The sequence below is a fragment of the Exiguobacterium marinum DSM 16307 genome, from assembly GCF_000620845.1.
GTDB classification, from domain to species: Bacteria; Bacillota; Bacilli; order Exiguobacteriales; family Exiguobacteriaceae; genus Exiguobacterium; species Exiguobacterium marinum.
The window spans coordinates 1,461,219-1,486,658 of the sequence record NZ_KK211189.1; the positions used below are offsets into that span (position 1 = coordinate 1,461,219).

At 46.9% G+C, this 25,440-nt stretch carries 24 protein-coding genes; 23 read left to right on the top strand and 1 reads right to left on the bottom strand.

Features of this window, described 5'->3' with window-relative positions; all coding sequences use genetic code 11:
• The first annotated feature begins 16 nt into the window (after positions 1-16).
• From dnaK to P400_RS0107805, 4 genes are all read left to right on the top strand, one after another.
• Positions 17-1,843: a molecular chaperone DnaK gene (gene dnaK / locus P400_RS0107790; protein ID WP_026825652.1), complete on the top strand. Its 1,827-nt coding sequence runs from the start codon at positions 17-19 to the stop codon at positions 1,841-1,843.
• A gap of 110 nt (positions 1,844-1,953) precedes the next feature.
• The gene (dnaJ, locus tag P400_RS0107795) at positions 1,954-3,060 is read left to right on the top strand and encodes a molecular chaperone DnaJ (RefSeq protein WP_026825653.1); all 1,107 of its coding nucleotides are present in this window, start codon (positions 1,954-1,956) and stop codon (positions 3,058-3,060) included.
• A gap of 18 nt (positions 3,061-3,078) precedes the next feature.
• Complete coding sequence (prmA, locus tag P400_RS0107800) at positions 3,079-4,017, top strand: 50S ribosomal protein L11 methyltransferase (RefSeq protein WP_026825654.1); 939 nt, start codon at positions 3,079-3,081, stop codon at positions 4,015-4,017.
• A 3-nt stretch (positions 4,018-4,020) separates the two neighbouring features.
• On the top strand, positions 4,021-4,770 hold the full coding sequence (locus tag P400_RS0107805) for a 16S rRNA (uracil(1498)-N(3))-methyltransferase (protein ID WP_026825655.1): 750 nt from the start codon (positions 4,021-4,023) through the stop codon (positions 4,768-4,770).
• Positions 4,771-4,817: 47 nt separating this feature from the next.
• Here P400_RS0107805 and P400_RS0107810 read toward each other — a convergent pair whose 3' ends face one another.
• Positions 4,818-8,474: a S8 family serine peptidase gene (locus P400_RS0107810; protein WP_026825656.1), complete on the bottom strand. Its 3,657-nt coding sequence runs from the start codon at positions 8,472-8,474 to the stop codon at positions 4,818-4,820.
• A gap of 305 nt (positions 8,475-8,779) precedes the next feature.
• On the opposite strand from P400_RS0107810, the gene P400_RS0107815 reads away from it, so the two are divergent.
• From P400_RS0107815 to glyS, 19 genes are all read left to right on the top strand, one after another.
• A complete protein-coding gene (locus tag P400_RS0107815) occupies positions 8,780-9,433 on the top strand; it encodes a class I SAM-dependent methyltransferase (RefSeq protein WP_026825657.1) in 654 nt (217 codons plus the stop codon).
• Complete coding sequence (locus P400_RS0107820) at positions 9,420-9,887, top strand: S-ribosylhomocysteine lyase (RefSeq protein ID WP_026825658.1); 468 nt, start codon at positions 9,420-9,422, stop codon at positions 9,885-9,887. The genes P400_RS0107815 and P400_RS0107820 overlap by 14 nt, the downstream gene beginning before the upstream one ends.
• Position 9,888: 1 nt before the next feature.
• Entirely contained in the window at positions 9,889-10,827 is a 939-nt protein-coding gene (locus P400_RS0107825) for a PLP-dependent cysteine synthase family protein (RefSeq protein WP_026825659.1), read from the top strand.
• Positions 10,793-11,950 (top strand): bifunctional cystathionine gamma-lyase/homocysteine desulfhydrase, encoded by a 1,158-nt coding sequence (locus P400_RS0107830; protein WP_026825660.1) that lies wholly within the window; start codon positions 10,793-10,795, stop codon positions 11,948-11,950. Before P400_RS0107825 ends, P400_RS0107830 begins: the two co-directional genes overlap by 35 nt.
• Positions 11,951-12,057: 107 nt before the next feature.
• A complete protein-coding gene (gene rarD, locus P400_RS0107835; RefSeq protein WP_026825661.1) occupies positions 12,058-12,936 on the top strand; it encodes an EamA family transporter RarD in 879 nt (292 codons plus the stop codon).
• A gap of 79 nt (positions 12,937-13,015) precedes the next feature.
• Entirely contained in the window at positions 13,016-13,681 is a 666-nt protein-coding gene (deoC, locus tag P400_RS0107840) for a deoxyribose-phosphate aldolase (RefSeq protein ID WP_026825662.1), read from the top strand.
• A gap of 74 nt (positions 13,682-13,755) precedes the next feature.
• A complete protein-coding gene (gene rpsU / locus P400_RS0107845; protein WP_029334745.1) occupies positions 13,756-13,950 on the top strand; it encodes a 30S ribosomal protein S21 in 195 nt (64 codons plus the stop codon).
• A 33-nt stretch (positions 13,951-13,983) separates the two neighbouring features.
• A complete protein-coding gene (locus tag P400_RS0107850) occupies positions 13,984-14,433 on the top strand; it encodes a GatB/YqeY domain-containing protein (RefSeq protein WP_026825663.1) in 450 nt (149 codons plus the stop codon).
• Positions 14,434-14,538: 105 nt separating this feature from the next.
• Entirely contained in the window at positions 14,539-15,078 is a 540-nt protein-coding gene (locus tag P400_RS0107855) for an NfeD family protein (protein WP_235181834.1), read from the top strand.
• Positions 15,075-16,061 (top strand): flotillin-like protein FloA, encoded by a 987-nt coding sequence (gene floA, locus P400_RS0107860; protein WP_026825665.1) that lies wholly within the window; start codon positions 15,075-15,077, stop codon positions 16,059-16,061. The genes P400_RS0107855 and floA overlap by 4 nt, the downstream gene beginning before the upstream one ends.
• Before the next feature lie 5 nt (positions 16,062-16,066).
• Positions 16,067-16,489: a hypothetical protein gene (locus tag P400_RS0107865; protein ID WP_026825666.1), complete on the top strand. Its 423-nt coding sequence runs from the start codon at positions 16,067-16,069 to the stop codon at positions 16,487-16,489.
• A 119-nt stretch (positions 16,490-16,608) separates the two neighbouring features.
• A complete protein-coding gene (locus P400_RS0107870) occupies positions 16,609-17,580 on the top strand; it encodes a PhoH family protein (protein ID WP_026825667.1) in 972 nt (323 codons plus the stop codon).
• Between the two features lie 41 nt (positions 17,581-17,621).
• Positions 17,622-19,709: an HD family phosphohydrolase gene (locus P400_RS0107875; protein WP_034770969.1), complete on the top strand. Its 2,088-nt coding sequence runs from the start codon at positions 17,622-17,624 to the stop codon at positions 19,707-19,709.
• On the top strand, positions 19,687-20,163 hold the full coding sequence (ybeY, locus tag P400_RS0107880; protein ID WP_026825669.1) for an rRNA maturation RNase YbeY: 477 nt from the start codon (positions 19,687-19,689) through the stop codon (positions 20,161-20,163). Before P400_RS0107875 ends, ybeY begins: the two co-directional genes overlap by 23 nt.
• Positions 20,160-20,507 (top strand): diacylglycerol kinase family protein, encoded by a 348-nt coding sequence (locus P400_RS0107885; RefSeq protein ID WP_084483583.1) that lies wholly within the window; start codon positions 20,160-20,162, stop codon positions 20,505-20,507. Before ybeY ends, P400_RS0107885 begins: the two co-directional genes overlap by 4 nt.
• A 30-nt stretch (positions 20,508-20,537) precedes the next feature.
• On the top strand, positions 20,538-21,446 hold the full coding sequence (era, locus tag P400_RS0107890; protein WP_026825671.1) for a GTPase Era: 909 nt from the start codon (positions 20,538-20,540) through the stop codon (positions 21,444-21,446).
• Positions 21,447-21,449: 3 nt separating this feature from the next.
• The gene (gene recO / locus P400_RS0107895; RefSeq protein WP_026825672.1) at positions 21,450-22,199 is read left to right on the top strand and encodes a DNA repair protein RecO; all 750 of its coding nucleotides are present in this window, start codon (positions 21,450-21,452) and stop codon (positions 22,197-22,199) included.
• Positions 22,200-22,492: 293 nt separating this feature from the next.
• Entirely contained in the window at positions 22,493-23,386 is an 894-nt protein-coding gene (gene glyQ, locus P400_RS0107900; protein WP_200868294.1) for a glycine--tRNA ligase subunit alpha, read from the top strand.
• Positions 23,379-25,433: a glycine--tRNA ligase subunit beta gene (glyS, locus tag P400_RS0107905; protein ID WP_026825674.1), complete on the top strand. Its 2,055-nt coding sequence runs from the start codon at positions 23,379-23,381 to the stop codon at positions 25,431-25,433. Before glyQ ends, glyS begins: the two co-directional genes overlap by 8 nt.
• Positions 25,434-25,440: the final 7 nt, after the last annotated feature.

Here is a 25,440-nt window from a genome sequence, read left to right on the forward strand (position 1 = left end):
GATGGAGGAATGAACGATGGGTAAAATTATCGGTATTGACTTAGGGACTACAAACTCATGTGTGGCAGTAATGGAAGGTGGCGAAGCGGTCGTCATCTCAAACGCAGAAGGGAACCGTACGACGCCTTCTGTTGTCGCGTTCAAAGGTGAAGAGCGCCAGGTAGGTGAGGTCGCAAAACGTCAGGCCATCACAAACCCGAACACGATCCAATCAATCAAGCGTCATATGGGAACATCACACACGGTTGACGTAGACGATAAGAAATTCACACCACAAGAAATCTCAGCAATCATCTTGCAAAAGTTGAAGAAAGATGCTGAAGACTATCTCGGTGAAACGGTAACGGAAGCAGTCATCACAGTTCCTGCATACTTCAATGATGCAGAACGCCAAGCGACAAAAGATGCAGGTAAAATCGCTGGTCTCGATGTAAAACGTATTATCAACGAACCGACAGCGGCTGCGCTCGCATACGGTTTAGATAAAGGTGAAGATCACACGATTTTGATTTATGACCTCGGTGGCGGTACGTTCGACGTGTCAATTCTTGAACTTGGTGACGGTGTATTCGAAGTTGTCGCAACAGCAGGTGACAATCGTCTCGGTGGAGATGACTTCGACCAAAAAATCATCGACTACCTCGTTGCAGAATTCAAAAAAGAGAACGGAATCGACCTCGGAAAAGATAAGATGGCGCTTCAGCGTTTGAAAGATGCGGCTGAAAAGGCGAAGAAAGACCTTTCAGGTGTCACAAGTGCGCACATCAGTCTTCCGTTCATCACAGCTGGTGAAGCAGGTCCTCTCCACTTGGAGATGACACTCACGCGTGCGAAGTTTGAAGAGTTGACGGCCGATCTTGTCGAACGCACGATGGAACCGACTCGCCGTGCTTTGAAGGACTCAGGACTCACACCATCTGATCTTGACAAGATCATTCTTGTCGGTGGTTCGACACGTATTCCTGCCGTTCAAAAAGCAATCCACGACTTTACGAAGAAAGAGCCGTTCAAAGGGGTTAACCCGGATGAAGTTGTTGCACTCGGTGCAGCCATCCAAGGTGGGGTTCTTGCAGGTGACGTGAAAGATGTCGTTCTTCTTGATGTGACGCCACTCTCACTCGGTATTGAAACAATGGGCGGCGTGATGACGAAATTGATTGATCGTAATACGACAATCCCAACATCAAAATCACAAGTCTTCTCGACTGCAGCGGATAACCAACCAGCTGTTGATATCCACGTCCTTCAAGGGGAACGTCCGATGGCGCCTGATAACAAGACGCTCGGTCGCTTCCAATTGACGGACATCCCGCCGGCACCACGCGGTGTGCCGCAAGTCGAAGTTAAATTCGACATCGATGCTAACGGAATTGTTCACGTATCGGCAAAAGACCTTGGTACGAACAAAGAACAATCGATTACGATTCAATCATCTTCAGGTATCGATGAAGCGGAAATCGAGCGCATGGTGAAAGAAGCGGAAGCGAACGCGGAAGCTGATAACCAACGTAAAGAAGAAGCTGAGCTCCGCAACGAAGCAGACCAACTCGTCTTTGCGACTGACAAGGCAATCAAAGACCTTGGCGAGCAAGTCGAAGAGGCAGATAAAGAAAAAGCGGAAGCTGCGAAAGAAAAAACGAAAACGGCTCTCGAAGGTTCAGACCTTGAGGAAATCCGGACAGCCAAAGACGAATTATCAGCTGTCGTTCAAGAGTTGACACAAAAAGTATATGCTAAAATGGCTGAACAGCAAGGTGCTGAAGGTGCAGAACCACAAACAGAAGCGAAACAGGACGATGATGTCGTGGACGCAGAGTTTGAGGATCTCGACGACCGTAAATAACCAGCCATTGTAAAGGAGAGCGCCAAAGCAGGTTTCTGCTTTGGCTCTTTCCATGTTAAGGTAGAATCGGTAAAATCGATACGAAGTTAGTGAGGATAGGAGCGAGAAAAGTGGCGAAACGAGATTATTATGAAGTGCTAGGGCTCGACAAGTCGGCCTCAGCACAAGAAATCAAGCGGGCATACCGTAAGTTGGCCCGTCAATATCATCCAGACATCAACCAAGAGGCAGATGCTGCTGAAAAGTTCAAAGAAATCGGTGAAGCGTATGAGGTGCTTTCTGATGAACAGAAACGGGCTCAATATGACCGATTCGGTTTTGAAGGAGCTAATCAATTCGGAGGCGGTGGCGATTTCCAAGGCGGATTCGGAGATATTTTTGATATGTTCTTCGGAGGCGGCGGACGCCGTCAAGACCCAAACGCACCTCGAAGAGGAGAAGACTATCAGTACGTGGTCGATCTTGATTTCATGGAGAGTGTGACCGGGAAGACTGAGACGATTGAACTCGAAATCGAAGTCGAATGTGATACGTGTATGGGAAGTGGGGCAAAACCCGGAACAAAACCAGAAACGTGTAACCGATGTGGCGGCAGTGGAGTCGAAACAGTCGAACAAAATACGGTTCTTGGTCGTATGGTCAATCAACGTCCTTGTAGTCAATGTCATGGTACAGGTAAGACGATTAAAGAAAAATGTTCGACTTGCCATGGTTCAGGTCATGTGAAGAAGAAGCAATCGGTTGAAGTTAAAATTCCTGCTGGTATCGATAACGGTCAGCAGATTCGTTTATCTGGAAAAGGCGGCCCGGGTGTGAATGGTGGACCAGCGGGAGACTTATACGTTGTTATTCGTGTAAGAGCCCACGAAATTTTTGACCGTGTCGACCAACACATTTCAATGGAAATGCCGGTCACGTTCGCCCAGGCGGCTCTCGGTGCAGAAATCGAAGTCCCGACTGTTCATGGGAACGTGAGTTTGAAAGTACCTGCGGGAACACAAACCGGTTCAAAATTCCGTTTACGTGGAAAAGGGATGCCGAGCCTACGCGGAGGCGCAAACGGCGACCAATTTGTCAGTGTCATCGTGATGACACCGAAACATATGACAGATCGTCAAAAAGAATTGCTTCGTGAATTTGAAGAAATTAGCGGTGAGTCTGGGGTAGAAGAGGAACATGGTATGTTCCAAAAAATGAAAAAGTTCTTTAGTCACTAAAAAAGGAGTGTGCAATCGATGAAATGGTCTGAAATTTGTGTCCACACGACACAACTTGCGGTAGAAGCCGTATCAAATTTACTACACGAAGTGGGGGCACAAGGTGTCGTCATCGAGGACGTCGAAGATTTTGACCGAATGATGGCCGAAGACCATTTCGGAGAGATTTGGGACGTTTCAGATCGTGAAACATATCCTACTTCTGGTGTACACGTCAAAGCATATGTGCCAGCTTCAAGTGATTTTCAAGATGTGCTTTCGAACTTGAGAAAAGAAATCGAACGACTTCGCAGTATGCTTGATATTGGTTCAGGTGAAGTCACGGTCGCTGAAATCGACGAAGAGGACTGGGCGCACTCTTGGAAACAATACTATAAGCCAGTCAAGATTTCACAACAGTTGACGATCGTCCCTCTATGGGAAGAGTATACACCGCAACCGGAAGAGAACGTGATTCTCCTCGATCCGGGAATGGCGTTTGGAACTGGAACACATCCGACGACAATGCTCTGCATCCAGGCAATCGAGAACTATATCCAAGAGGGTGACCATGTCATCGATGTTGGAACAGGTTCAGGAGTATTGTCGATTGCGGCTGCTAAACTTGGAGCAACGAGTGTAAAGGCGCTCGACTTGGATTCAGTCGCAGTAGAAGCGGCTCGTCAAAATGTAGAGACGAACGGTGCCGAACAGCTCGTTCAAGTGACGACGGGAGATCTATTAAAAGGTGTAGAAGGAGAGTACGATTTGGTCGTTGCGAATATTCTCGCCGACGTCATCCTTCTCTTCATCGAAGATGCTTACGCGCGTACGAAATCTGGTGGGCACTTCATCACTTCTGGAATTATCGGAGAGAAACGAGCTGAAGTAACGAACGCCTTGGTCGCTGCAGGCTTTGAGATTGAAGAGACACGCGTGATGGAAGATTGGGTCGCGATTATCGCTAAGAAGGGGTAAATCATGCAACGTTACTTTTTGACACGAGAATCATTTGCAGGTGAAACGGTGAGGCTTCCTCCAGATGTGGTTCATCATATCGGTACCGTCCTAAGGCAAGGTCCCGGATATGAGATGGTCCTTTTGGACGGTGCGGGGAATGAATATGCGTGTGTCGTGACATCGCTTGAGGGGAAATCTGGAGAAGCGAAGGTTCTATCGACACGACAGGCGACGACTGAGTTACCAATTGAGGTTACGCTCGCCTACGCGCTTCCTAAAGGTGATAAGGTCGAACTTGTCGCTCAAAAAGCGACCGAACTTGGCGTTCACCATCTTTTGTTGTTCGAATCGACCCGTTCTGTCGCCAAGTGGGACGGGAAAAAAGCTCCGAAAAAAGTGGAACGGATTCAAAAGATTATGCAAGAAGCGGCTGAACAATCATATCGTGCCGTGGTACCGACTTGCGCGTACATCTCTCCTAAAGAGCTCAATCAGAAAATCGATGGCTATGATGTCGTCATCATCGCTTATGAAGAGTCGGCAAAAGAAGGTGAACAGTCTGCGTTCGCGCAATTATTAAATCAACTGAAACCGAAACAACGCCTTCTCGTCATCACGGGACCTGAAGGTGGATTCGATGTGACAGAAATCAAGCAATTGATTGATGCGGGAGCGACAGCCTGTGCTTTCGGTCCACGCATTCTTCGGTCTGAAACGGCGCCGCTCTATGCATTGTCTGCAATCTCTTTCGCGCTTGAACTAAACAAATGACACTAAAACGGATGACCCGATTGAGGTCATCCGTTTTTTGGTGTCGCTTATTTTTTGTTGATCGTAATCACTTTCTTCGTGACGTTCCCACCAAGGTCGGTCACTTCAAATGTGAAGGTATTTGTTCCTTTTGTTGTCACAGGGAGTGTGATTGTTCCAGTTCGTGAGGAAGCTCTCATCGCATATGGTTCTTTCATGGATTGGCTCCATTGCAAGTCACCATTGACACGAAGTTTAATTTCATCAAAATTGTCAGTCACTTTGACTTTGACTTTTACAGAGTTCTGCTTAGCCGAAACGTTCTTCGGCACGTTTGTCACGGATAATTTTGCTTTCGTCGAATCGACAAAGATTGGACGGACGAAGTTTGTCATGTTTCCTGCAGTATCTTCTGCGATGAAGCGAACTTTATGGAATCCATCTTTATATGTTCGAGTCGTATTGAACGTGTATTGTTCTGATGTCGCATCATATTTGAGTGGCACTTCGACTCCGTCTACTGTAAACGAGGCGATTTCAGAGGCATCCTTGATTTGACCGATTAACGGTACAATTGATGTACCATATGGAGACAAGGCGAGTGGTGCATCGACAAAGACTCCAGGTTTGGCCGCATCATTTTCTGTAGAAACATTTCGAGTGATCACATTTCCAGCATTATCCGATACACGAACAGCGAGTTGGTCTGTTGATTCGATTGGAGTATCGAGTGTGAAGGTAGCTGTATCGTCCGCTTCTTTCTCAACGACTTCACCGTTAAGAAGGAATTCAATCCCATTGATTCCCGCAAAGTCATCCGATGCTTTGACGCTTGCTACGTTATCGTCCCAACGAAGGGTGAAGCGTGGGTCTGTGTAATCCACTTTGACAGGGATGCGCAATGTTTGAGCCTGTTTCTTCATGTAATCAATGCTTGCTTCAATCTCATAGTAATATGTGCCTTTTGGCGCCATCTTTCCATTCAATTTTCCATCCCAAGCGTTATCCGCTGCGTAATAGTAATAATCGCCACTTCCACCGTCGAAGTAATTCTTTCTCAATTCGTCTTCCATCTTGAGGGTGCGAAGGACGTTCCCTTTCTCATCTACGACCCGATATTTGATGTCTTTCGCATTACGTAATAGCGAGAAGACTGGAGTTGCAGTGTCTTTCGATCCGTCTCCATCTGGTGAGATGGCAACCGCTTCACCAGCCACAGATTCATCTAGCTTTTCACCTAAGTAGTTTCCTTCTGCATCGACCAATCCAGAGACGCCGTAGAATGCGCCTTCCCCATAAATCGTATCGTCAAAGATCGGTGCTTTTCCCCAGTCTCCTTCGAATCCAACGAACGGAACGACGAGTGATGGATGACCGTCTGTCCCACGTGGGTCTGTCAAACGAAGGAATCCATCAACGAAATAGCCGTTCTCAAAGACGGATTTAGCAGATACGGCTCCGTCCAATGTTTCAGGGTTGAGTACTTTTGCTTTCGATACATCGATTGAGACTGTAATCTCTTTCTTCTGTTTTGCTTTCAACGTGACTTTACTCGTGTTGGCACCGTTGATTTTAATGATCGCTTGTTGAAGAGCCTGGGCTTCCATTGCATTTTGGATGACCCCGTCTTTGTTTTTGACAGCGAGATCAGTTTGCAGAGATGCTGCCACATCATACGTCAATGATTCGTTTGACATATTCTCAACGACGATTTTGAATGAGGCTTTACTCTTCGATAATTCTTTTAAAGCAACTTTTGCTTCTTTCGTCTTCTTCTCATACGCGACAGCTGGGGACGTGACGGCCGCATGAAGTTGCATGAGACCGGCTCCGGCACGACGTGGTGAGTACGGAAGAGACTGTTTCAATTCCTGGTTATATGGTCCGATATCCGTGACAGGCTTTGATGTGTTGAGTAACAAGTTCTTTGCCATCGTGACACGATTTTTTCCACTCAACTTGAAGTCGCGGTCCACACGCTCAAGAACGAGGGCTGCCCCTCCGGCAACGTGCGGTGCTGCCATTGATGTTCCACTCATCAACCCATATTGGTTGTCGTTGAACGTAGAGAAAATTTGACCGCCTGGTGCAGAAAGTTCTGGCTTGAAGTCAAGGTTTGGTGTGACACCCCATGAGGTGAAATCAGACATCGCACCGGCTGAACGGTTGTTGACACTGATCCGGTCACCGGCAAACGTCACTTGAAGTGGACCTTCGGCTAATTTGTCTTTAAGTTCATTCCCATCCTGAATGCTGAGTGAAGCCATTGGGATTTGAGGTTGATCGAGTGCCATCGATACATAATCACCATGTGAGACAGCGCCTCGAACGATGACACCTGCTGCGCCTTGTTCCTCAGCAGTTTTTTGAATCTTCGAATAGAAGTATCCGCCGTCACGCACGGCGAGGACGAGTTTTCCTTTTACGTCTTTCCCTTCATAATTTTCCGATTGTCCGTCTCCGACATATACGATGTCATATGTACCTTCCTTGAAAGCAGGACCGTCTTGCTTCTTCCATCCGATTTTTTCATTCCCGACGCGAAATGCATCCAATTGAATTTGATCGTTCTCAAGAGACGCAACCGATGTTGACGCTTGACTGACACTTGGTGCCCCAACGACGCCCGTATCTGGGTTTGAAGCGGTTGGCAAGTCGAATCCGTGACCGAAGTATGCGGAGTTCCCTGCGGAAATCGACATGAAGATTCCGTTGTCGACGGCGCGTTGAACGGCTTGTTGCTCTGGAGAATCAGCATTCACAAATCCAGCGGTAGAACCAAGGCTCATGTTGATGACGTCCGCTCCGAGCTTGATTGCATCATCAATCGCTTTAATATAAATATCACCATATGTAGATGCGTAATTTGGATCGTTACTAAATACTTTCAAACCTAAGATTTGTGCTTCTGGAGCGACACCTTTGATGCCTCCATTTTCCAAGTCACCATTCGCGGCAACCGTTCCTGAGACGTGTTGACCGTGCATCGATGCGCCTGGAGAATCATCCTTAATATCATCGTTCTCATCGTAATAGTTATAAGCGTATGGAACTTTCTCGTTCACATAAGCTCCAGGTAAATCGAATGATGCAATTGCCTGATTGACTTCTGATTTCGTCAATTCTGCCGTTTTTGCGTCTGTGATTCGGTAGTCACGATGCTCAGCGTCAATTCCTGAGTCGATGACAGCGACGACTGTCCCTTCGCCTGCAAATCCATAATCGCCCCATGTTTGCTCGGCTTGGACCATCCCGTTACTCGTGATCATATCTGGCTTCACTTCTGGACGCTCATATTCGTTGACGATGTGAACGGTCGCGACTTCAGGTAACGCTTCGACTTTAGCAATTTCACTTGTTGACAGGAACGTTGAGAAGCCGTTAAAGACAGTTGTGAACTCTTCAATCGGAGAAGCGGTCACCCCTTGTTTCTTGAGAGCAGACTTGGCCCGTTTTTGTTCGGACTCCACAGATTCTTGAGCCTTGTTTTGTTCCGATTTTGTTAATTCATTAAATTTTTTTCCTTTTTGAGCAGCTTCTGCAATCGCTGGGTCTCCTACGAGTTCAACCACGACCCTTACTTTTTTCTGCTTCTTTTCGAGCACAAGTTTTGGTTTTACGGATGCTTCTGCTGAAACAGATGATGTACCAGCTTGAATCAGTGCTGGTGATAATGCGATACATGTGGCGAGTGATGCGTTCAGATAGATTTTTTTACGTGACAACGTGTTAGCCCCCTGTAATTTGTTATTATCTGTAAAAAAAGCGATTCCTAACATTGAAGACTATCATAACGCTATTTAACATAATAGCAGTGGATTTTTTTGTAAAATAGGGGAGTGTTTTTGCACAAATTTTAATGTTCTGACAATTACTAAAGACCTAACACATAAGACCTATATCCTTTATAGATAGAATAAAAAATCTAGCTAATGACTTGAAACGAGTAAAAAAACCTGGTAATCTAGCGTTAATGTTAAATGCCGATAATACATATCAAATTAGTAAGAATAAAGATTGGGGTGGCGCTATGAACTTACCATTCATGGACATCTTTAAAGATTGGGCAAAAGATTACGATACGGCTGTCGAAGGTCATGACGAGCAATATCATGAGGTGTTTGTTGAGTATGAACAAATGTTGGATGAAGTTGCGCTACACGTTGAAGGAACGGTGCTTGAGTTCGGTGTAGGGACGGGTAACCTGAGTAGTCGCATTTTAAAAGGACATCCGTTGATCGCGATTGAACCGTCTCCGGAGATGCGGCAGATTGCGATTGACAAATTAGGTATTGAAGTTCAGGAAGGCGATTTTCTCCGATATCCAGACTTTTCACAAGTCGATACGGTCGTGTCGTCGTATGCTTTTCATCATTTGAAGGATTCTGAAAAGGAGACGGCGATTCGTCAATATGTCGGAGAATGGGGACATCCGAAGTTCGTGTTGCTCGACACGATGTTTGAATCTCCGGTATCCCGTCAGGACATCATCGATTGGGCGAAGGCTAACAGTTACTCAGACCTAGTTGAAGACTTGAATCGTGAATACTATCCATATACGACAACGATTCGTTCTATGTTAGAAGCGAATGGTTATAACGTGATGATGACGCAAAAAAATAAGTTCGTATGGCTCGTAGTAGCCACTAAGTATCGAGGAGGAATTACACATGAAAACATATAACGTTGAAAGTTTTAACTTAGATCATACGAAAGTTCAGGCTCCGTATGTTCGTCTGGCTGGCGTGAAAGAGGGGTCAGCTGACACGATCTATAAATATGATATTCGTTTCATTCAACCGAACGAAGGCCTCATGCCAATGCGTGCGGTTCACTCACTCGAACATTTGATTGCGGAAAACAGTCGTAATCATTCAAATGATATCGTTGATGTTTCACCTATGGGATGCCAGACAGGATTCTATTGGACGATGTTGAATGACGGGGATTATGACCGAATGCTCGATTTGGTGGAAGCCACTTTACGCGATGCGATGAACGCAGAGGAATTGCCGGCACAAAACCCCGTACAATGTGGAAGCGCAAACCATCATGATTTTGAAGGAGCAAAGAAGTTAGCTTCAGATATGCTCGCAAAGCGAGACGAGTGGCATATTATCTTTAAGGACGAAGCGTAAGATGATTGTCCGTGACGTCTACGAGCTCATCGGGGATACACCGCTCATTGAACTCCATTCACTTCCCGTACCCGCAAATGTCAAAGTGTACGGAAAGCTCGAGATGATGAATCCGGGTGGAAGTGTGAAAGACCGACTCGGCATGAATTTGATTGAACGAGCAATTGAGCGCGGAGATGTCGCACCAGGTGGCACGGTGATCGAACCGACAGCCGGGAACACCGGGATTGGTCTCGCCCTTGCTTGCCAACGGTTCGGGATTCGTCTTTTTACCGTAACCCCTGAAAAGTTTAGTCAAGAGAAACAAGCGCTCATGCGACTCTTGGGGGCCACGGTCGTCAACACGCCGACAGAACTTGGGATGAAAGGCGCAATCCATCACGCGGTCGAATTGGCGAAAGAGCATGACGCCTATGTCCCGGAACAGTTCTCAAACCGGGACAACCCGGACGCATACGTTGACATTCTATCTCGTGAACTTCTAAACGACCTGCCTCGGATTGACGTGTTCATAGCCGGAGCTGGTTCGGGAGGAACGTTCACTGGTGTCGCGCAAACGCTGAAACCTCTCGGTACGAAAACTGTCGTTGTGGAGCCGGTCGGATCGGTTTTAAACGGTGGTGAACCGGGCCCTCATAAAACGGAAGGAATCGGCGTTGAGAAATGGCCACCATTTTTGGAGCGGTCTTATGTGGATGCGATCCATACGATCACGGATGAAGAAGCGTTCTACTATGTGGCACATTTGGCGAAACAGGAAGGACTGCTCATCGGTAGTTCATCAGGTGCCGCCATCGCAGCGTGTGTAAAGGAAGCAAATCAATTGACGGAAGGCACGATTGTGACAATCTTGCCGGACAGTGCAGAGCGATATTTAAGTCAAGGAATTGTCAAGGAGGCAGAACATGCGTACAAAGACAGCACTCATTCACGGCGGTAAGACGACGGATCCATTGACAGGAGCCGTCACACCACCGATTTATCAAACGAGCACATACAAGCAAGACGGGATCGGGAACTTACGAGAAGGATACGAGTATTCTCGGTCGGCAAACCCGACGCGAACAGCGCTCGAGACACTCATTGCCGACATTGAAGGCGGTGTACAAGGCTTTGCATTTGGTTCTGGGATGGCAGCCATCTCGACGGTGCTCATGCTACTAAAATCAGGAGACCACGTCATCGTCGGATCTGACGTGTATGGAGGAACATACCGTGTATTCAATCGAGTATTTCAGTCACGAGGCTTGGAAGCAACTTTTGTCGATACATCCGATGAAACAGCGGTTCGGAATGCGCTTCAAACGAACACGAAAATGATTTATGTCGAAACACCGACCAACCCGCTTCTAAATGTGACGGACATTCGCGCGATGCGCACGATTGCAGATGAGGCAGACGTCCTACTCGTCGTGGATAACACGTTCATGACGCCTTATTTCCAAAATCCAATCGATCTTGGAGCAGACTATGTCCTCCACAGTGCAACGAAGTACTTGGGTGGACATAGTGACGTCGTGGCGGGACTAGTTGTCGCTCGTACGGAAGAACAAGGCGAGGCTTTGGCCTTCCTTCAAAACTCTGTTGGGGCAGTACTCGGACCACAAGACAGCTTCCTTGTTGTTCGAGGCATCAAGACGCTGGCCGTCCGGATGGAGGAAATTGAATCAAATGCTCGTGCATTGGTCGAATTTTTACAATCTAAAAAGAGCGTGTCCCGTGTGCTCCACCCAAGTGTTTCAAGTGAAGAAGCGAAACGTATACATTTATCTCAAGCGCGCGGGTTCGGTGGGATGATTGCATTCGATGTTGGTTCAGCGGAAGCGGCGGAAATGATGGTCGCGAAGACGAAATACTTTACGCTTGCTGAGAGCTTAGGTGCAGTAGAGAGCTTGATCAGTGTTCCGGCCCGCATGACACATGCGTCGATTCCGGCTGAACGTCGAGCGGAACTCGGAATCACCGATGGGCTCGTCCGTATTTCGGTCGGACTCGAAGACATTGATGACTTGATGGAAGATTTGGCGCAAGCTTTGTCGGCGATCGAGCAAGTGAAGCAATAAACAGTCAGGGCGCGTTTTCGCGTCCTTTTTTCATGAGAAAAAAGTCTTGTATCGGAAGTCTTTCATCGACTAAACTGTTTTTAACTTGAAAGAGAGCGGGTGAACGTGTGAATAAGGGAGTGTTGACGACAATCGGGGCCTACGTCATGTGGGGCGTCCTTCCGATTTATTGGAAATTTTTACAAGAAGTGCCGAGCGGTCAAATTTTGGCGCATCGAATCGTTTGGTCATTTTTATTTATCTTACTCGTCCTGAGATGGACAAATCAGTGGAAAGAGTTCGGTTACGCCCTTCGACATCGTGCTACGCGAAACGCATTCATGTTAAACGGATTCATCGTTAGCGCAAACTGGTTTGTGTACATATGGGCAGTCAATCACGGATATATTATCGAAGCGTCTCTTGGGTATTACATAAATCCACTTGTCAGTATGGTGTTAGGGGTGCTCGTATTTCGGGAATCATTAAACCGAGTCCAATGGATAGCTGTCGGAATTGCCTCGGTTGGGGTACTCGTATTGACGTTAGGATACGGCTCGTTCCCTTGGATCTCATTCGTTTTAGCGAGTACGTTCGGATTTTATGGGATGGTGAAAAAACGACGCCCCCTTGCCTCGACAGTCAGCCTAGGGATTGAAACGTTAGCAGTCGTCCCTGTGGCGCTGCTCTTCCTCGGGAATCAAGTCGTCACCGACAACATCGCTTTTGATGTGTCTCCTGTGATTTGGGTTGCGCTCCTCGGGACGGGCGTAGTCACGGCGTTACCACTTCTTTTGTTCGGGTATGGGGCACAACAGATTCCATTCACTCTCGTCGGGTTTCTTCAATTTATCGCACCGACACTTAGCTTGATTATCGGGGTCGTCATGTACCATGAACCGTTTACGTCGTATCATATCTTTGCCTTCACCTGCATTTGGCTCGCTATTTTCTTCTTCAGTTGGAACAGTTGGGTCGTTGCCCGTAAACGTCGTCAGTTAATTTGAATTTGAAAGCTGTTACATCTCAAAAAAACATGGTAATATGTTAGATGTCAGACTTATATGTCAGAGGAGGAAATGAATAATGGAATTAGCCCGTTATATCGATCACACAGCATTGAAAGCTGAAACAACAAAAGACCAGGTTACAAAACTATGTGCAGAGGCGCTCGAGTACAAATTCGCGAGTGTTTGTGTCAACCCGACTTGGGTCAAGTATGCTGCGCAAGAGCTCAAATCAGATGATGACGTCAAAGTATGCACGGTCATCGGTTTTCCGCTTGGAGCGAACACACCTGAGGTGAAAGCGTTCGAAACAAAAGACGCGATCGCAAATGGTGCAGATGAGGTTGACATGGTCATCAACATCGCAGCACTCAAAGACGGCGACTACGATCTCGTAGAGCGTGACATCCGTGCGGTTGTTGAAGCGGCAAACGGTACACTTGTCAAAGTCATCTTTGAAACATGCATGCTTACTAAAGAAGAAATCAAGAAAGCTGCTGAACTTTCAGTTAAGGCTGGAGCAGATTTCGTGAAAACATCAACTGGTTTCTCAACTGGTGGAGCAACTGTCGAAGACATTCGCCTCATGCGCGAAACAGTTGGACCAGACCTCGGCGTAAAAGCTTCAGGTGGTGTTCGTGACTTCGAAGGTGCAAAGGCGATGATTGATGCTGGAGCTACACGAATCGGTGCATCAGCAGGTATTGCGATTGTCACTGGTGGACGTTCAGACAGCGACTATTAATAAGTGGTTGACCACACGACTTAATTTCACTATAATATGATATGACGTGTGAAACACGTTTCCTTAGTCGTGTAATTCGGAGGGAGGGAAAACTAGTGGAAACTCGTGTCCGTAAAAACGAATCGCTTGAAGACGCTCTTCGTCGTTTCAAACGCGGTGTTTCGAAAGATGGCACACTTGCCGAAGTTCGTAAACGTCGTCACTACGAAAAGCCAAGCGTAAAACGTAAATTGAAATCAGAAGCTGCGCGTAAGCGTAAGAAATTCTGATTCCAGTTTCATTTGTAGAGAGGGTGTTGGCTCATGAGTCTTCAAGAACGCTTGACGGACGACATGAAGCAAGCCATGCGCGCTAAACAAAAAGATCGTCTTACGACGATCCGAATGGTGAAAGCGTCGCTCCAAAATGAGGCTATCAAACTAGGCCGTCAAGATCTTACCGAGGAAGAGGAACTCACGGTGCTCAACCGAGAGATGAAACAGCGCAGAGACTCCCTCCGAGAATTCGAAAGCGCTGGTCGTGAAGACCTTGCTTCCAAAGTAGCAGAAGAAATTGTCGTCCTAGAAGCCTATATGCCTGAACAACTCTCAGAAGATGAAGTGACTAAGATCGTCCAAGCAGCAATTGCTCAAACGAACGCATCTGCTCCATCGGATATGGGTAAGGTGATGGGCGTCGTCATGCCGCAAGTAAAAGGCAAGGCAGACGGTGGTCTTGTGAACCGAATCGTCAAACAACAGTTGACGAATTGATGAAAAAGCAGAAACTTTTTGGGAAACCGAAAGTTTCTGCTTTTTTTGCGTATTCTGAAACCACATTCAATCTTGTTTCGTATACACTAGAGATAGGAGATAGCTTTGAATTTGGAAGGGGGTAGCAAGACGATGACATTTGGTCTCGGAGTGATTCTGACAGTCTTTTTCGTCGGAGTCGTCCTTCTTGGAATTGAAGTGTTCGTAGCAGGCTTTGGATTGTTCGGTTTGCTTGGTATTGGGGCGGTTGTTGCCAGTTTGATTATGGCTGGTGCGACAATTGGTCAGCTGTGGCTTTCGGTTGGTCTGGCGGCAGCGGTGCTCACAGGACTTGGATTTTGGGCGTATCGCCGCTTGAGTACGAATCGTCCGCTCATTTATAAAGGGTTGATCTTAACCGATTCGACATCTACCGAAAAAGGTTACCTGTCCCATGAAGACCGAAAACAACTTCTCGGAAAGGTGGGTGTCACCTTGACCCCACTTCGCCCAGCAGGTACTGCTGAGATTGACGGAGAACGAATCGACGTCGTGACAGAAGGTAGCTATCTCGATCAGCAGACAAAAATTCAGGTATATAAAGTGGACTCAGGGCGAATTGTCGTTCGAAACTTTGTAGAACCGAAGGAGGATGTAACAGAATGACACCAGAATTACTGACGACGTTACTCATTACAGGTGGAGGATTAATTGCACTTGCCATATTCTTCACGTTCGTACCAGTTGGATTATGGATCAGTTCGTTTGCTGCAGGCGTTCATGTCTCAATCTTCACATTGATTGGGATGCGCCTTCGTCGCGTCGTTCCATCAAAGATTGTCAACCCGTTGATTAAAGCGGTCAAGGCGGGAATCGAGTTAAACACAAATCAGCTAGAGAGTCACTTCTTGGCAGGTGGTAACGTCGACCGCGTAGTGAACGCGTTGATTGCCGCACACCGTGCAAATATCGAATTATCATTTGAGCGCGCTGCAGCCATCGATTTGGCAGGTCGGAACGTACTTGAAGCCGTACAAATGTCGGTTAACCCAAAAGTCATTGAAACACCATTTATCGCAGGTGTAGCGATGGACGGGATTGAAGTGAAGGCAAAAGCACGCATTACGGTACGGGCCAACATCGACCGTCTCGTCGGTGGTGCAGGGGAAGAAACGATTATCGCCCGTGTCGGAGAAGGTGTCGTATCGACGATTGGTTCTCAAAACAATCATAAACATGTATTAGAGAATCCAGATTTGATTTCGCGTACCGTTCTTACAAAAGGATTAGATTCGGGGACAGCGTTTGAAATACTATCGATTGACATTGCAGACATCGACATCGGTAAGAATATCGGTGCGGTTTTACAAACTGACCAAGCCGAAGCGGACAAAAAGATTGCGCAAGCGAAGGCGGAAGAACGCCGTGCGATGGCGATTGCCCGCGAACAGGAAATGAAATCTTCTGTTGAAGAGATGCGCGCGAAGGTCGTCAGTGCGGAAGCAGAAGTCCCGCTCGCGATGGCCGAAGCATTGCGTCACGGAAAGCTAGGCGTCATGGATTACGTAAATTACTTGAACGTTCAAGCGGATACAGAAATGCGAAAAGCGATTGGATCACCTGTCGATTCTGAATCAGATAGCGAGTGATTGATATGGATGGACTTTGGGTACTTTTGTTAGCCGCCTTCGGTATTGCCTCGGCAGTGATGAAGCGGCTTGAAAAGTCATCGTCCTCTGACGACCGTCCTCAAAGCAGTGAACTGAAACGCTACTTGGATTCGGTCGGGGACGTGATGAAAGAAATTGAATCGTCGTTTGATGACTCCGAATCAGAGAAGAAGCCTGTATCACAAAAGGTGAGACGACGAGTGGCGCGAACGGAAGAGCGACAACTTCCTCGTGAACGTCAAGTCGAGATGCCGAAAGTGAGTGCTCAGTTCGAGCAAGCGGTTAAAATCCCACCGATTCCACAGGAAATAAAACCGAGAAAAACGAAAATTTCGAAAAAACGGATGCGGGAAGCTGTCATTTGGAGTGAGGTTTTACAACCTCCAGTCTCGAAACGAAAAAAGTAACAGGAAGGCAGTGACGTGATGTTACTGCCTTTTGCATGTGGAAATTACGCGGTCTTTCTTTCACGATAGGCGTGATAGTGCTAAAGTAAAAGAGGAATATCTGATTTTATGAGGGGGCAATGCATCCATTGATTATGACTGATAAAATACCATTCGTAATGGAACAAGCGAATGAAGCGCAAGCTTTACTCGGACCAAAAGATGAAGTGTTCCAGGCGGTTGAAACAGAATTAAAAGTAGCGCTCATCCCTAGAGGTGAGGAGTTGATTATCCAAGCCGATTCGAGTGAAGCGTTAGAGGTGACGAAACAAGTTATTCTTACTTTGCAAAAATTGGTGAAAAAAGGTGCGCGTCTAAATGAAAGTGACGCCATTAGTGTCATCCAACATATCCAAGTCGGAAAAGGGGATGAACTGCTCGAACATTATGAGCGGGTCGTCTTCACGACGAACAAAGGGAAACCGATTCGTGCTAAAACTGTTGGGCAAAGTCGGTATGTTCGTGCGATTGAACGACGGGACCTTGTTTTTGGAATCGGACCTGCCGGGACAGGGAAAACGTATTTGGCGGTCGTTCTAGCCGCTCGAGCGTTAAAAGAAGGCCAAGTCAAACGAATCATCCTGACACGCCCTGCCGTTGAAGCTGGTGAAAACCTAGGTTTTTTACCAGGAGACTTAAAAGAAAAAGTAGATCCATATCTTCGTCCATTATATGATGCCTTATTTGATGTATACGGGGTTGAACAGACGAACCGTCTGTTAGAACGAGGAACGATTGAAGTGGCTCCTCTCGCTTATATGCGTGGACGGACGCTAGAAGATGCGTTCGTTATCTTAGATGAGGCTCAGAATACGACAAAAGAACAAATGAAGATGTTTTTGACACGACTTGGTTTTGGATCAAAAATGGTGGTCACAGGGGATTTGACACAAGTCGATTTACCAAAAGGGAAGGCGTCGGGATTACAAGAAGCACTACACCTCTTAGAAGGCGTGGACGGGATTCATTTCGAACACTTCAGTGCCTCGGACGTAGTTCGCCATCCACTCGTCAAGAAAATTATCAATGCTTATAGTACAGATATCACATAAGCAGACAAAAGAGGTCATAAATCGTGAAAGGGGGGGCACGAATGCAGCAAGCTAAAAACTGGACCGTCGCGACCATCTCGCTTATTTTCTTCCTACTATTAGGTGCCATTCTTTATTTCACAGTGCGACCATCCATCATCAGTGTGGAACCGCTAGGGATTGCCGAACAAGATATTCGGTCTCCTATCACTGTCGAGGATCGAGTGGCGACCGAACGGTTGAAGCAGGAAGTGACGAACGGTGTGGGGAGCCAGTTCTCGCTGAGACGGGAATTCGCTGATCAACAAATTGCAAAAGTCGAGCAATTGTTCGCAGCTTTTGACAAAACCGATGACGAGACGGAACTTGCAGATATTAAGAATCGTCTGAATTCTACTGAGGCAAATGGGGCTCTCGCTGATGAAGAATTAAATTCGCTTCTTGAAGCCGACAAAAATACCCGTCAAACGGTCGAGGATGTGACGGTGACCGCACTACAGCAAGTGATGGACGATCGGATTGAAACGAGTTCCGAGGCGGTTGCCGAGGCTCGGGACCGAGCGGCTGCGATTATCGATCAATCGCCGCTCTCGTTTGAATTCCGGGCCATCTCAAAAACATTAAGCGATGAACTCATCGTGCCAAACTATGTATTCGATTCCGAGGCGACCCGTCAAAAGGAACAGGAAGCCGTCGATGCGGTCGATCCAGTCATCATTCAGGAAGGGCAACTTCTCGTAAACCAAGGAGAAGTCGTTACGCGAGAGGTGTATCGAAAGCTTGAACTCTCTGGAGCGATTGATCCGAACCGTTCGCTTGCACCGTTATTTGGGTCATTCTTACTCAGTGCGTTGTTGACCGGTGGATTTTTGTTTATGCTCATCCGTTCAAAGATTAAAGATCTATTGCTGAGTCCAAAAATCTTAGTAACGGTTTATGGGCTATTACTCTTACAACTCGGCATTTTCTTTGGTGTCGGATACATCGGGGTCGACTATACGACATACGCATATATCTTGGCACCGACCGCATTCGTCGTATTATTGTTGCGGATTCTCATCGATGAACGAGTGGCGCTCGCATCGGCATTTATAACGATGATTGCCGGGAGTATCGTTGTCACTTTTGGACAAAGTACGAATTTCATGACCTTGGTGTACGTTGCGACAGGAAGTTTCTTAGCTGTCTTTTTGGTCGAACCTAAAATTCAGCGGAAGCGTTTGTTCTTGTCAGGTGTGTTGCTCGGTCTCGTGAACATCATCATGGTGATTGCCTTGCTCTTGTTGCGGAACGTGCAAATCTCATGGGAAATGGCGATGTATCTATCGGGATTTGCCGTAATCAGCGCCCTTTTATCCATTGTCTTGACGTTCGGGTTCTTACCTTTTCTAGAGCCGTGGTTTGGGGTCTTATCGTCTGGTCGACTCATCGAGTTGATGAGCCCGACGCATCCATTATTACGAAAATTATTAATGGAAGCACCGGGCACGTATCATCATAGTATGATGGTGGCGAACTTGGCGGAATCTGCCTGTGAAGCAATTGGAGCAGATGGCTTGCTCGCGAGGGTCGCAAGTTATTATCACGACCTCGGGAAGACGGAGCGACCGCTTCACTTCATTGAAAACCAGCAAGGTGGAGGAAATCCGCATGACCGGCTGACACCTGAAGAATCTGCGGATATCATCATGGCTCACCCTTACGATGGGGCCGATTTGTTGCGGCGCTATAAGTTACCGAAAGAAATTATCGATATTGCTGAACAGCATCATGGAACATCTTTATTGAAATACTTCTATGTGAAGGCGAAAGAAGATCAAGAGAAGGACGTTTCGGAGTCTCGCTTCCGTTACCCTGGTCCGAAACCTCAAACTCGTGAAGCGGCAGTCGTCATGATTGTCGACTCGATTGAGGCAGCCGTCCGTTCGCAAAAACAGCCGACACCGGAGAAAATTCGGATGCTCGTCCGATCCATCATCCGTGATAAGTTAGCGGATGGACAATTTGAAGAATGCGAGTTAACGACAAAGGAGATTTGGCTTGTCGGAGAAAGTGCGTGTGAGACATTGACCGGTTTGTTCCATGAACGAATTGAATATCCAGAATTAAAGAAAGAGGGAGAACTACATGCAAATCATCTCGAACGATGAACATGAACTGTTAACAACATCTCAAATTGAGCTCGTTGAATCGATTTTACAACATGCCGCTCAATTAGAAGAGGTGGAAGAGCCGAGCGAATTATCGGTCACTTACTTAACAAATGCGGAAATTCATGAGGTGAACCGGGAATGGAGAGGGAAAGATGCCCCGACCGACGTCATTAGCTTTGCCTTTGATGAGATGGGCGAAGATGAGTTGGACTTCACACTCGACGAAGACGAGCCGCACCTCCTTGGTGATTTGGTCATCTCGGTAGAACGTTGCCGGGAGCAAGCCGCTGACTATGGTCATTCGTTCGAGCGAGAGCTAGGCTTCTTGGCTATCCATGGATTCCTTCATCTATTAGGTTACGATCATATGACACCGGAGGATGAAGCGGAGATGACTGCAAGGCAAGAGGCAGTCCTCACTCACTTCGAATTGAAGCGGGGCAACGTGTGAGACCGTTCCGAGTGGCGTGCGAAGGAATTCTGCATGCCGTTCGCGCAGAACGGAATATGCGTCTTCATCTCATATCGGCCCTACTCGTATTCACCTTTGCGATATGGCTACAAACGTCGGTGCGTGAAAATTTGATTCTGCTCGGTTGGGTGGTCGCAGTCATTAGTTTAGAGCTGATGAATACATCCATCGAGCGTGCGGTCGATCTCGTCACGAAAGATGTCCATCCGCTCGCGAAGCAAGCGAAAGATGTTGCCGCAGGAGCCGTACTAGTCGCCTCTATAGGTGCTGCCGTAACGGCACTCATTATATTCGGTCCAAGGCTATGGAACGTGCTATACTAAGAGTTCTGAAATTGAGAAAGCAGGTGCACTATGTATCAAGAAGATTTTAAATCTGGATTCGTGTCGATCATTGGCCGACCGAACGTTGGAAAATCCACATTCCTCAATCACGTGATTGGTCAAAAGATTGCCATCATGTCTGATAAACCGCAAACGACACGAAATAAAGTACAAGGCGTATACACGACGGATGATTCACAAATCATATTCATCGATACTCCGGGAATCCATAAACCGAAACATCGTCTCGGTGACTTCATGATGAAAGTAGCAACGAATGCCCTTCGCGAAGTCGATGCGATTCTTTTCATGGTGAATGTGACTGAACCTCGTGGTGCCGGGGACGATTTTATCATTGAGAAGCTTAAAGGGCTCGATACACCAATCATCTTGGTTATGAACAAGATTGATTTAATTCATCCCGACGAACTACCAAAGGTGATTGAACAGTATACGAATGAACTGGATTTTGCAGCGTACGTCCCGATTTCGGCGCTACAAGGCAATAACGTCGAACCGCTCTTAGGTGAAATCAAAAAGTTATTGCCGGAAGGACCGATGTATTATCCTGCCGATCAAGTGACCGACCATCCGGAGCGTTTTATTATCTCTGAGATGATTCGTGAGAAAGTGTTGCATAAGACACGCGATGAAGTGCCACACTCAATCGCTGTGGCCATCGAATCGATTAAGAAACGTGAAAACTCCGAGATGATCGACGTCGAAGCCGTGATCATGGTGGAACGGGATTCTCAAAAAGGGATCATTATCGGGAAAAAAGGGACGATGCTTCGCGAAATCGGAACAGATGCCCGCCACGATATCGAGGCTCTTCTCGGTACGAAAGTGTATTTGAACCTTTGGGTCAAAGTTCAGAAAGACTGGCGTAACAAGATGGGTCAGCTACGTGACCTCGGTTTCCGCGACGACGAGTATTAAGCCATGTTACAAAAAGTCACGGGAGTCGTCATTCGTACCGTCAATTATGGTGAATCGAATAAAGTCGTGACATTGTTTACAGAAGAACTCGGCAAAGTTGCGATTATGGCACGAGGCGCAAAGAAACCGGGCAGCCGATTTCACGCTTCGAGTCAGCCGTTCGTAGAAGGTATATATATTTTTCCGTCTAGCCGGGGACTGGCTCAGTTAAAATCGTCCGATGTCGTCACCTCCTACCCGGAGATTCGAAAAGATGTTGTGCGGATGTCGTACGCGATGTATTGGTTAGAGCTTGTCGACCGCTCTGTGGAAGATCGGGTGCAGAATCGTCCACTGTTTCGAATTTTACAAGATGCTCTCCAAGCGTTGAATGCGGGGATGGATGCAGACGTAATCACCCATCATATTGAATTACGCATTTTACATCTGTTAGGTGTTTCCCCTGTATTAACGGGTTGTGTGCGATGCGGGGACGTAACGGACCCGATGTACTTCTCTGTTGCATCTGGTGGCTTTTTATGTGCAAGGCATCAAGAAGAAGGAACGATTCGGCTGTCGGAACGACTGGCGAAACTTCTCTATTTGATGAGTAAGCACAATCTATCAGAATTTCGAAACGTACCGCTATCAGACGAGTCAAGAATTCTTTTACGTCAGCTATTTGATGCATATATGGAATCGTATAGTGGGTTGCGATTGAAGACAAAGCGTGTACTCGACCAAATGATTCGACTTCATCTGAATGAGGATTGACTTTTTATAGTGAATTCGATACGATGAGTTACGATTAGACAAATGAAATAGCGTGCGCGATGAAGGAAAAAAGTAACTCTTCCTGTCATGAGTTAAGCGAGTTCGGGATAGTGTGAGCCGAACGTCATGAGAAGGGTGAACGGCGATTCCAGAGCGCCCACATCTTTAAGAGTGGCCCCGATGTTGGGGCAAGTAGGGTGGAACCGCGGGAATCAATCCCGTCCCTATGTGCTAGGCACATAGGGGCGTTTTTTGTCGTTTCAATACTATTGGAGGTGTCATTTATGAAGCATATGACTATGCAAGAAATCATTCTCACGCTACAAAACTTTTGGGCATCAAAAGGTTGTTTGACGATGCAAGCGTACGATGTTGAAAAAGGGGCAGGAACGCTGAACCCAATGACTACGTTAAGAACTCTAGGTCCAGAACCTTGGAACGTTTGTTACACAGAACCATCACGCCGTCCGGCTGATGGACGTTATGGTGAGAACCCTAACCGTCTGTATCAACACCATCAGTTCCAGGTGATCATGAAACCTTCTCCAAGCAACATTCAAGAACTTTACTTAGAAAGTCTCGAGTTGATTGGAATCAATCCGCTTGAGCACGACATTCGTTTCGTTGAAGATAATTGGGAAAACCCGACATTCGGAGCAGCTGGTCTCGGTTGGGAAGTCTGGCTAAACGGGATGGAAATCACGCAATTCACGTATTTCCAACAAGTCGGTGGAATCGAGTGTGACCCGATTGCCGTAGAAATCACGTACGGACTCGAACGTCTCGCCTCTTACATTCAAGAAGTGGAGAGTGTATTCGATCTCGTATGGACAGACGGCTTCAAATACGGTGATATTTTCTACCAACCTGAATTCGAACACTCGAAATATACGTTTGAATTATCGGATGTCGACATGCTGTTCACGTTATTCGACACATATGAGAAAGAAGCGAAACGTGCTCTTGAAGAGAATCTCGTCTTCCCTGCGTACGATTACATTCTGAAATGTTCGCACACATTCAATTTGTTGGATGCAAAAGGCGCCATTTCGGTGACGGAACGTACCGGATTCATTCAACGCGTACGTAACATGTCACGTACATGTGCTGCTAAATTTATTGAAGAACGGGAACGCCTTGGTTTCCCACTTTTGAAACAAGAGAAAGCAGGTGACTTGAATGCGTGACCTTTTACTAGAGATTGGATTAGAAGAGCTACCGGCTCAATACGTCTTGCGTTCAGAGAAACAATTGGCAGAACGTGTTGATGCGTTTTTAAAAGAAGCTCGTGTTGAATTTGGGTCGATTGAGGTTTATTCTACACCGCGTCGCTTGTCCGTCATCGTTCGTGATGTAGCCGAAACGCAACAGGATTTGAAAGAAACACTCCGTGGACCTGCTAAGAAGATTGCTCAGGACGCGGAAGGGAACTGGTCAAAAGCGGCGCAAGGATTTGCTCGCGGTCGTGGATTGACAGTCGAGGACCTGTACTTCGCAGAAGAAAAAGGGGTCGAGTATGTCTTCGCAGAACGTCATGAAGAAGGTCAGGAAACAAGCTCATTGTTAAACGGTCTCGAAGACGTCGTTCGTAGCCTGACGTTCCCAAAAAACATGAAGTGGGGAACGAGTAGTTTACGCTACATGCGTCCGATTCGTTGGTTGATTGCTCTATTTGGTAAGGACATCATCGATTTTACAATCGAAGGCGTGAAAACCGGCAACGTGACGCGTGGTCATCGCTTCCTCAGTAAAGGAGACGTTGTCGTCGAATCACCAGCAGCGTATGTAGAGACATTAGAGTCTGCGTTTGTCATGGCAAACTACGAGACTCGTAAAGCTGAAATCGAACGTCAAATTAAGGAACTTGCCACAAAACAAGGATGGACAGTTCCGCTTGATGCTGACTTACTCGAAGAGGTCACAAACTTAGTCGAATGGCCGACTGCCCTCTTCGGAGAATTTGAGGAGGCGTATCTCGACCTCCCTGAGGAAGTACTCATCACAACGATGAAAGAGCATCAACGTTACTTCCCAGTTTATATCGACGAAACGTTGAAAAACTACTTTGTCACGGTCCGAAATGGAAATGCAGAGCACCTAGAAAACGTGGCGCGCGGGAATGAAAAAGTCATCCGTGCTCGTCTTGCAGATGCCGTCTTCTTCTATGAGGAGGACAAAAAGACAAAGATTGATGACCAACTCGCTCGTCTCGATCGCATCGTATTCCATGAAAAATTGGGGACGACTGGAGCGAAAGCACGTCGCGTGACTGAAATTGCGCAGATGCTCGCACCTTTATTTGACGCAGATATCGAAAAAGTCAGCCGTGCCGGTGCAATTCATAAATTCGACCTGGTGAGTCAGATGGTATACGAGTTCACTGAGCTTCAAGGAATCATGGGTGAGAAGTACGCGCTTCAGCAAGGTGAGGATCAGGAAGTGGCGGCAGCTGTTCGTGAGCATTATATGCCACGCTTCGCAGGAGATCAGTCCCCGGAGACGGCAACAGGTGCTGTACTTGCTCTAGCGGACAAGCTTGATTCGATTGTAGCATTCTTCGGAATCGGCATGATTCCAAGTGGTTCGCAAGACCCGTTCGCCCTACGTCGTCAAGCTCAAGGGGTCGTTCAAATTCTTGGAGATTGGAAAATTGATCTCTCACTCGACAAGCTGCTTTCAAAAATTGTCGAATTACAGCTGAAGGCAGGACTCTTTGAAGCCGATAAAGAACAAGTCAAGGATCAGCTGGTGGACTTCTTCAAACTCCGGTTGAAATACCGTCTACAAGAACAGAAGGTCCGCTACGATGTGATTGACGCGGTATTGACGACGACATTGACGATCAATCGCCTTGATGCTCGTGCACAAGCAATTCAACACTTCGTATCGACGAATGCAAAATCTTTGATTGAGCAATTGTCGCGCGTCGTCAACATTTCGAAAAAAGGTGAGCCAGGAGATGTCGACCCTTCATTGTTTGAAAATGATGAAGAGATTGCCTTACATGAAGCGATTGAACGAATAGCTCCTGAAACGAACAACGCTGTTCAGGCGGGAGATTATCAAAAAGCGTTAGAGCTCCTTCAAATGCTTGAATCACCAATTATGATGTACTTTGAACATACAATGGTCATGAGTGAGGACGAGGCAGTACGCCAAAACCGTCTCCATGAAATGAACCGACTTGCTACGACGATTAAGAGTGTCGCAGACTTCAACGCGCTCGTACTCTAAACAAACT

Bases quoted from the DNA above. Each gene is read 5' to 3' on its own strand.
- dnaK (WP_026825652.1), top strand. From the start codon at position 17: ATGGGTAAAATTATCGGTATTGACTTAGGGACTACAAACTCATGTGTG.
- prmA (WP_026825654.1), top strand. From the start codon at position 3,079: ATGAAATGGTCTGAAATTTGTGTCCACACGACACAACTTGCGGTAGAA.
- P400_RS0107805 (WP_026825655.1), top strand. From the start codon at position 4,021: ATGCAACGTTACTTTTTGACACGAGAATCATTTGCAGGTGAAACGGTG.
- P400_RS0107815 (WP_026825657.1), top strand. From the start codon at position 8,780: ATGAACTTACCATTCATGGACATCTTTAAAGATTGGGCAAAAGATTAC.
- P400_RS0107820 (WP_026825658.1), top strand. From the start codon at position 9,420: ATGAAAACATATAACGTTGAAAGTTTTAACTTAGATCATACGAAAGTT.
- P400_RS0107825 (WP_026825659.1), top strand. From the start codon at position 9,889: ATGATTGTCCGTGACGTCTACGAGCTCATCGGGGATACACCGCTCATT.
- P400_RS0107830 (WP_026825660.1), top strand. From the start codon at position 10,793: ATGCGTACAAAGACAGCACTCATTCACGGCGGTAAGACGACGGATCCA.
- deoC (WP_026825662.1), top strand. From the start codon at position 13,016: ATGGAATTAGCCCGTTATATCGATCACACAGCATTGAAAGCTGAAACA.
- P400_RS0107850 (WP_026825663.1), top strand. From the start codon at position 13,984: ATGAGTCTTCAAGAACGCTTGACGGACGACATGAAGCAAGCCATGCGC.
- floA (WP_026825665.1), top strand. From the start codon at position 15,075: ATGACACCAGAATTACTGACGACGTTACTCATTACAGGTGGAGGATTA.
- P400_RS0107865 (WP_026825666.1), top strand. From the start codon at position 16,067: ATGGATGGACTTTGGGTACTTTTGTTAGCCGCCTTCGGTATTGCCTCG.
- P400_RS0107870 (WP_026825667.1), top strand. From the start codon at position 16,609: ATGCATCCATTGATTATGACTGATAAAATACCATTCGTAATGGAACAA.
- P400_RS0107875 (WP_034770969.1), top strand. From the start codon at position 17,622: ATGCAGCAAGCTAAAAACTGGACCGTCGCGACCATCTCGCTTATTTTC.
- ybeY (WP_026825669.1), top strand. From the start codon at position 19,687: ATGCAAATCATCTCGAACGATGAACATGAACTGTTAACAACATCTCAA.
- era (WP_026825671.1), top strand. From the start codon at position 20,538: ATGTATCAAGAAGATTTTAAATCTGGATTCGTGTCGATCATTGGCCGA.
- recO (WP_026825672.1), top strand. From the start codon at position 21,450: ATGTTACAAAAAGTCACGGGAGTCGTCATTCGTACCGTCAATTATGGT.
- glyQ (WP_200868294.1), top strand. From the start codon at position 22,493: ATGACTATGCAAGAAATCATTCTCACGCTACAAAACTTTTGGGCATCA.
- glyS (WP_026825674.1), top strand. From the start codon at position 23,379: ATGCGTGACCTTTTACTAGAGATTGGATTAGAAGAGCTACCGGCTCAA.